The following is a 7,624-nucleotide window of genomic DNA, read 5'->3' as shown; positions in this document are numbered from 1 at the left end:
CTTTCGTTACCTGCGCAGAGGTAACAACTTGGATCATATTTTGGTCGTTCTTCTACAACCGGTTTTTCAACCTGTCCCTGCCAGGGGCGTTTTGCCCTGTGTGGCGACACAAGAATCCAGTCGCCATTTAATGGATTATATCTTTTATGCGGATGGTCTTCTATGTTAAAACTCATCTGATTTATTATGTCAGTTATAATTTAGGTCGAAAAACTAACTTATCCCGACTAAAAAATCGGGATAAGTCAAATATTCGGCCTCAAAGTTAAAATATCAATTGAAATAGTGCACAATTAAGCTGTTTTTTTTCGCACTACCTTTTTGTCTTTATCAATATGGCAGGTTGGTCTACAAGTCAAGCTTAATCGAACCTTTAGAGCGGATAAACAATTTATGACAAGAACCTTTTCCGTAAACATGTTCTAAAACTCCTACGTATTCATCCAGTTTTTCCTGTGGTACAAATGCCTGGATAGTTCCACCAAATCCACCACCGTGAACACGCCATGCTCCGCTGCCTTTCAGCACCATTTCGCTTAATGCCAAACCAAGCGAAACCACCTGTTCGTCTTTATGAACTACATCAAAAATATTCTGGTTGTACATGTACGAGCTGTAACCCGACTCAACTACCATTTGAAGGAAAGCTTCAAAATCATTGTTTTCCAGTGCCTCAACCTGTTTAACAACACGGGCATTGTCGCCCTGGAAGTGGTAAGCACGAAGAATGGCACGATCACCTGTTTTTTCCCTGATTTCAGGAATTTTTTCTACAATTTGCTCCAAAGTAACTTCACGAAGAACGTTGGCACCCAGTTCGGCAGCAACCGATTTCATTTCGGTAGGAAGCGATGCATACTCAGCTTGTGAAGCAGGATCGTCGTGGCCACCACCAACATCGGTAATTACCAGTGAAAAGCCGGTTGATACAAAATCAAAATCAACTTCTTTAACAATTGGATTGGCAGGATCTTTAAAATCAATAGTAATCAATCCTCCAACAGAACATGCTGTTTGATCCATTAAACCACATGGTTTTCCGAAATAGTTGTTTTCGCTCCATTGACCGATGATTGCATTTTCAACAGCATCCATTTTCCCGTCGTTGAAAAGTTCGTTAAAAATAGCACCGATCAACACTTCGAATGATGCAGATGAACTCAAACCCGATCCTTTTGGAACACGACCTTCGATACAGGCATCGAAACCACCAATCTCGTAACCGTTATCTTTCATTTTGGCAGCAATACCTTTCACGAGCGAAGTTGATGTATAGAATTCATCTTCGTTGGGTTGAAAATCGCTCAGCTCCACTTCGAACTGAGGATAACCGGCCGATTTAATTCGCACAGTATTGGTTCCGTTTTTAGCTGCTACTGCAATATTGTCGAGGTTTACGGCACCTGCCAAAACACGTCCGTAGTTATGGTCGGTGTGGTTTCCGCCAATTTCTGTACGCCCCGGAGAACTATATAATGAAACATCATCAGTTCCAAAAGTTTTTTCAAACTCGCCCATCAGCTCGGCATAACGATCTGCCTGAACTTTTAATTCGGCAACATCGCTGCCGTACAACTCCTTGAATAACGGATTATCTCCTCCGTTAATTTTCTCATTTAATGTGCTAATCTTAGTCATAATCTGTTATTGATTTATATACTTTAATTTCTATTTTCCAACTGGTAGGTACTGGTGGGTACAAATATAGTTTTTAAAGCTACCTGCAAACACCCCGAAAAGATGTTGCACAACAGGTTTAACATTTATAAACTATTTCTGACAATCATTCGCGCTTTGTTTCGAATCTGCGACTTATCACGCGTTACAACCATATTGGCGAGCATTTTTCCCATTTCAGTAAAATCGGTAGAGATGGTTGTAATCCCTCCCGAAACCACTTCTTTCAACATGGTATCGTTAAAGGAAACTATACCGAATTTTTTTCCCAGTTTAAACTTACAGTATTTGGCAATTTTCACCATTTCCACCAGGTCGCGGTCTGATATCAGGAAGTAGGCTTCCCAGAGCGAAGGTTTTACGCCGGTAAGTGTTTTTACAATTTCGTACCTAAAACTATTTTCCTCACAAAAACGCCTAAATCCTTCCGAACGTTCTGCAGGTTCTTTCCCCCCCGGGTTTACAAACACCAATTTCCGGTATTTCGCAATCATCTCCTTCCCTTCTACCAAAGCATCATAAAAATCTTGCTCAAAATCCTGGTAAACCACGGGGTACTTTGATAAATCAGGCTTCAGCCTATCAATAATATACACGCGGTCTTGTGGCAATTTTGACAGTAAATGCCCGGTATTATCAAAAGTGGCCGGCATAATTAAATACGATGTATAATTTCCGATACTTTCCGTGATCAGATTTTTAAATACCTTGTAATTAAAATGATGAAAATATACCTCAACGATAGCCTTGCCTTTTAATGAGTTTATAAGCGAATTATAGAGGTCTTCTTTAAAAGCATTCATCTCGTCGAACAATACAAAAACACGCTCTTCAACCTTTATTTCGGTGCTGGCAATGTAATAGCCTTTTCCGGGCTGACTTTTTAAAATGCCTTTCGACTTAAGTTCGTTAAAGGCAAACATTACCGTATCGCGGCTAAGATTAAATTCGGAACATATCTGATTTATCGACGGGACTTTATCTCCCTTTTTCAAATGGCGTTTCTCAATTGAATTTAGCACCGAATCGATTATCTGACGATACTTCGGCACCGCTGATTTGGAGTTGATTGAAATTAGTCTTCTTCTTGGCATTTAGTTAAGCTTTACACAAAAATAGTAGTTTTTTATTACAAAATGATGTTTTAAAACACCACCAGTACCTACCAGTTAGATTATTGATTTTTGCATTTTTGTTTTTTCAAAAATTTCAGTTAACAGTTGTAATGAATACTGAACACGCATAAAACACGCTGCAATTGATGAAAGACTTTAAAACAGCTATTTTAACCAAAACTAAAATATAATACTTTGCTTTACTAACTTTGGTTGAAAATTCAGGAAAAAAGAGTAAAATAGCACTTGTTAATAGAATAAGATTAAATCAAAAATTGATGACCGGAGAATAACCGGCGCTCAAATAAAAAGAAATAATATCACATTAAAATGAAAATAACTGCAATACCATTCGGAACGTTAAAAGACGGACGCGAAGCCCAGCTTTTTACGCTTAGTAACGATTCAATTAAAATTAAAATAACCAACTACGGAGCTATTATTACTGCCATTGATATGCCAAACAAAAATGGCTCGATAGATAATGTTGTGTGTGGTTTCGACAAACTGGAAACCTACCAAAGCGACGAGTACCTGGCTGGTTATCCGTATTTCGGAGCCATTATTGGCCGGTTTGGAAACCGCATTGCCAAAGGCCATCTTGAAATTGAAGGCAAAACCTACGAAATGGCGATTAACAATGGCCCCAACCATTTGCATGGAGGATTGGAAGGATTCGACAAAAAATTGTTTGATGCCGAACTTATCGAATCAGAAAACGAAGTTGGTGTAAAATTAAGCTACTTAAGCCCTGATGGTGAAGAAAACTACCCGGGCAATTTAAAAGTTACCTGCATTTATACACTGAACGAAGAAAACGACCTGGCCATTCAGTATTACGCCGAAACAGATAAAACAACCGTGGTTAACCTGACTAACCATACTTATTTCAACTTAACCGGTGGAAAAGAGAACATTTTAAACCACGAGTTGGAATTAAATGCAACAAAAATAACTGACATGGTGGATCAAATTCCAAACGGAAAAATTCTTCCGGTGGTTGGAACTGCTTTTGATTTTACCTCGCCGAAAAAGATTAACACCGACGGATTGGAAATGGGTTACGACGATAACTTTGTTTTTGACAACGAAGATGGCGACCTGATTATGGCCGGAACGCTTAGCGAAGCAAAAAGTGGCCGTAAAGTGGAAGTTTACACCACCCAGCCTGGAATGCAGGTTTATACCGGCTATTGGATTCCGGAGCTTACCATCGATGGTAAAAAGAAATTCGGAAGTTTTTCGGGTATTGCACTGGAAACGCAACACTACCCCGACTCGGTGCATCATCCGAAATTTCCAACAACAATTTTAAAGCCCGGAGAGCTTTACGATCAGAAAACGATTTACAAATTTATAACCGAATAAAGGAAATGCCCGGAAGGGCATTTTTTTTTGATATGTACCCAATAAAACCAACTAACGGTATTTTTTCTATTTTTGAATAAGAACATTTTGTGTGAATATGAATAGAAGATCTTACCGGGATCTTTTTAAACATTTATCAACTTATGAAAACCATTGTTGCGCTATTTGAAACCGCCGTTGCTAACTACCCTGACAATCCCTATCTCTGGGAAAAATCAAAAGGAGAATACAGTCCCACCACCTACAAAGAAACCCGCGAAAAGGTGCTTGACCTGGCAGCAGGACTAATTCAACTGGGATTCAAAAAAGGCGACCGGGCCGCACTAATTGCCGATGGTCGCAACGACTGGATCATCAGCGAACTGGGTATGCTTTACGCCGGTGGTATTAACGTGCCGCTATCAATTCGTTTGCAAAACAACGAGCTGGCTTTCCGAATTAAACACAGCGGAAGTAAGTACATATTTGTATCAAAACTACATGCTGCAAAGGTTGAGGAGATTCGCGATGAATTGCCGGAACTGGAGAAAGTGGTTTACATTGATGGCAAAGACAATCCGGGTGAAAATGATATTGATTATAAAGAATTATTGGCTGCCGGAGCCAAATTCAGGAAAGAAAATACCGAACTTACCGAACAGGTTTGGAAAGGCATTGAACCGGATGATGTGGCAAATATCTCGTACACATCAGGAACTACTGCCGATCCGAAAGGGATTATGCTTACCCACCTGAATTACGCGGCCAATGTGGTACAGTCGAATTCACTTCTCGATTTACAATCAGAATGGATAACACTGGCTATTTTGCCATGGGATCATGCATTTGCGCATACCACCTGCTTGTATGTGTTTATGTACAAAGGTGCAAGTATTGCATCGGTTGAAATTGGCAACTCGCCAATGGAAACCCTCCGAAATATTCCGAAAAACATTCAGGAAATTAAGCCTACACTTATGATGAGTGTACCGGCTTATTCAAAAACGTTCCGGAAAAACATTGAAGCGGGTATTCGCAAAAAAGGAGAATTCCTGTATAAAGTTTTTCAGTTTGCCTTAAAAGTTGCTTATGCACACAACGGTTATGGTAACAACCGTGGCAAAGGCTGGCGATTTTTCCTGAAACCACTGTATTGGTTATTCGACGAGATTCTGTTTGCCAAAGTTCGTGAAGGTTTTGGCGGAAACCTGAAATTCTTTATCGGCGGTGGTGCTTTACTTGATGTTGAACTGCAACGTTTCTTTTACGCTGTGGGGCTTCCCATTTGTCAGGGTTATGGCCTTACAGAAGCAGCTCCGGTAATTTCCTCGAACGTTCCGCACGACGTAGTTTTTGGTTCATCGGGTAAACTGGTGAAAAATCTCGAAGTAAAAATTCTTGACGATAAAGGCAACGAAGTTCCAACGGGAGAAAAAGGTGAAATTGTGGTAAAAGGCGACAACGTTATGAAAGGCTACTGGAATAACCCTACCGCAACTGCCGAGAGCCTGAAAAACGGCTGGCTGCACACCGGCGATATGGGCTACATCGGAAAAGATGATTTCCTTTATGTTCTGGGCCGGTTTAAAAGTTTACTGATTGGTAACGATGGTGAAAAATACAGCCCCGAAGGCATTGAAGAAGCACTGGTTGATCAGTCGCCATACATTCAACAGGTAATGCTTTACAACAACCAAAATGCCTACACGGTTGGAATGATTGTGCCCGAAATGGAAGCCATAAACCGCGAACTTAAACGCCGTGGCATTGAAAAAGGCAGCGATGAAGCAGCAACTGCAGCTATAGAAATTATTCAGAAAGAAATTAACGAATACAAAAAAGGCGGCAAGTACCAGGGCGAGTTCCCTGAACGCTGGCTACCGGCAACGGTTGCCATTTTACCCGAAGCATTTACTACCGAAAACAAAATGCTGAACGCCACCATGAAAATGGTTCGCGATAAAGTAACTGCACACTTCACCAAAGAGTTGGAATTTCTGTACACATCCGGGGCAAAAAATATTGTTAACGAAATGAATATTGAAGCTGTAAAAAACTGGATGAAATAGATCGACAACACAAAGACGCAAAGCCACAAAGGCTTATTAACCTGAGTTCATTGAAAACTGCATTCAGTAATCAGTCGCAGTTTTCAGTGAACACAACCACGATTTACAATTTAGCAGTTTAGCAATTACGTTTTAAACAACGTTTTTCCGAAAAGTTGCATAGTATCCCCGAGAAAAACAATCGCAGTTGCGGTTCTCAGTTGAAAATTTTACAATTTGGCAGTTTTTCAATTTAACAGTTCTATTTGTTACAAAGAAAAAGAGTCTGATTCGCAGTTTGCAATCTCACAGTCTCAGCGTCTCAGTGCTTAATTTGTCCTGCTATTCTTCCACAAAATACCGCAGCTGATCGAGCATGATTGGCACATCATCCTTATCAATTCCCAGCCCGGTTAAATAATGCAGGTCTTCGTGAAAAACCTCGAAGAACTCACGCTCGGTAAATTCAGTTTTTACAATCGACTGCTTGTAATATTCAAGCGCCTCCTTGCGTTTGCCCAAACACCACTGCACGTGCCCCATATTCATCAGGTCGTGCTTGTTAGGACTATCGTCCAGCAATTTTTTGAAGTATTTCTCTGCCTGCTCAAATTTACCTGACACCAACGAACACCAGCCAATGGGTTTCCATACCTTTTTATTGTCGGGCATCAGGTATTCCACTTTAAAATAGGTTTTTAACGCCTCTTCAAATCGATCCAACTCCAGCAAACAATGGCCAATATTCAGCTGAACATTTAAATTATCTTCATCCAGCGTTTCCACCTCGCGGTAGTATTCCAGCGCTTTTTTAGGCTGTTTTAAATTGCGGTAACACAACGCTATTTTATTCAGGTTCCATTTTTTGTTTAGCTCAAACAACTCCGCACTTTTATAGGCTTTCAGCGCCAATTCAAAATCGCCAAGCTTTTGGTAACAGTAACCCAGCTTTTGGTACAACTCCCCGCTTTTCTCCTCGCTAAGCAGGTAATTAAAAACTTCGGCGGCCTCGTTATAATAGTTTTTCAAGAAATAGTATTCAGCAATATTCCGAACAATGTTTGCATCTTCTTTCAGCGTTTCGCCAAGCACTTGTTTGTTATGAAAATCGAAACGCCAGTTGAAAATATCTTCAAAATCGGTTTTGCGCGGATGTAATTTAAAAAAGCGATACAAATCCTGAATGTACAGATTTGAAATATAAGCCGCCTTTTTACCCGGAGCAGTTAACACCTCATCGTTTTGCAGTTCATCAAACTGCTGCATTTCAGCTTTTAGTCCTTCAGCCATAAACTCGCGGTTTTCAGCCGGAATATTTTGCAAGCTAAAACAGAACGAATATTTATCGGAATTGCACAAAACCGGAGCAGCTGCAATGGCTTTTAGAAACTGATCGGTAGACGAATCGGCGCGATTGACAACAAAACCAATCTCCGG

5 protein-coding genes and 1 pseudogene are annotated in these 7,624 nt (G+C 40.4%); 2 read left to right on the top strand and 4 right to left on the bottom strand.

The window, feature by feature from the left end; genetic code table 11:
- The 3 genes and pseudogenes from ABZB17_RS17895 to ABZB17_RS17885 form a co-directional block, all read right to left on the bottom strand.
- A pseudogene (locus tag ABZB17_RS17895) lies at positions 1 to 176 on the bottom strand (galactose-1-phosphate uridylyltransferase); the annotation flags it as partial.
- Positions 177 to 348: 172 nt separating this feature from the next.
- Entirely contained in the window at positions 349 to 1,638 is a 1,290-nt protein-coding gene (locus ABZB17_RS17890) for a galactokinase (RefSeq protein ID WP_372652159.1), read from the bottom strand.
- Positions 1,639 to 1,763: 125 nt separating this feature from the next.
- Positions 1,764 to 2,771, bottom strand: coding sequence for a GntR family transcriptional regulator (locus ABZB17_RS17885; protein ID WP_372652157.1), 1,008 nt, complete (start codon positions 2,769 to 2,771; stop codon positions 1,764 to 1,766).
- A gap of 351 nt (positions 2,772 to 3,122) precedes the next feature.
- Between ABZB17_RS17885 and ABZB17_RS17880 the strand changes: the two genes are divergently transcribed.
- Together ABZB17_RS17880 and ABZB17_RS17875 are read left to right on the top strand one after the other, a co-directional pair.
- Complete coding sequence (locus tag ABZB17_RS17880; RefSeq protein ID WP_045033248.1) at positions 3,123 to 4,160, top strand: aldose epimerase family protein; 1,038 nt, start codon at positions 3,123 to 3,125, stop codon at positions 4,158 to 4,160.
- Positions 4,161 to 4,303: 143 nt separating this feature from the next.
- Positions 4,304 to 6,208: a long-chain fatty acid--CoA ligase gene (locus ABZB17_RS17875; RefSeq protein WP_372652155.1), complete on the top strand. Its 1,905-nt coding sequence runs from the start codon at positions 4,304 to 4,306 to the stop codon at positions 6,206 to 6,208.
- 321 nt (positions 6,209 to 6,529) lie between these two features.
- Here ABZB17_RS17875 and ABZB17_RS17870 read toward each other — a convergent pair.
- Positions 6,530 to 7,624, bottom strand: a 1,095-nt coding sequence (locus ABZB17_RS17870) for a tetratricopeptide repeat protein (protein ID WP_372652153.1), incomplete at its 5' end; no start/stop codon positions are given.

It is taken from the genome of Draconibacterium sp. (assembly GCF_041583095.1).
Taxonomy (GTDB): Bacteria; Bacteroidota; Bacteroidia; order Bacteroidales; family Prolixibacteraceae; genus Draconibacterium.
Note: the sequence above shows the minus strand (reverse complement) of the source record. Positions and strands in the feature narration are given on the sequence as shown.